This is a genomic window from Stenotrophomonas sp. 3(2025), assembly GCF_052665395.1.
The window spans coordinates 1-362 of the sequence record NZ_JBQOIF010000053.1 but is presented as its reverse complement, the minus strand read 5'-3'; the positions used below and the strand labels follow the sequence as shown (position 1 = coordinate 362).

Annotated in this window: 1 pseudogene; it reads right to left on the bottom strand. The window is 67.7% G+C overall.

The annotated features are described in order from the left end of the window. Positions 1 to 362 (bottom strand): annotated as a pseudogene (locus tag ACUXVE_RS20060) (hypothetical protein); the annotation flags it as partial.

Here is a 362-nt window from a genome sequence, read left to right as displayed (position 1 = left end):
CCGACACCATCTTCAGCGCCTCGCGCAATTTCGCCGAGGCGATGCCGGAGCCGCGCTCGAATTCCAGGAGATATTTGCCGTAGGTCCAGCCCTTGCCTTCCTCGCCGACCCGGTTGGCGACGGGGACGCGGACGTCGTCGAAGAACAGCTCCGAGGTGTCCTGGCCCTTCAGCCCCAGCTTGTCCAGCACGCGACCGAGCCGATAGCCGGTGCAGCCCGCGGTTTCGACGATCAGGATCGACGTGCCGCGGGCGCGCTGCTGCGGATCGGGCGGCACGGTCCACTGCTCCCAGATCGCTGCTTCCAGCGACTGGACGGCGACGGGATCGGTGGCGGTCTGCAGCTTGGCGAACAGGGTGTCG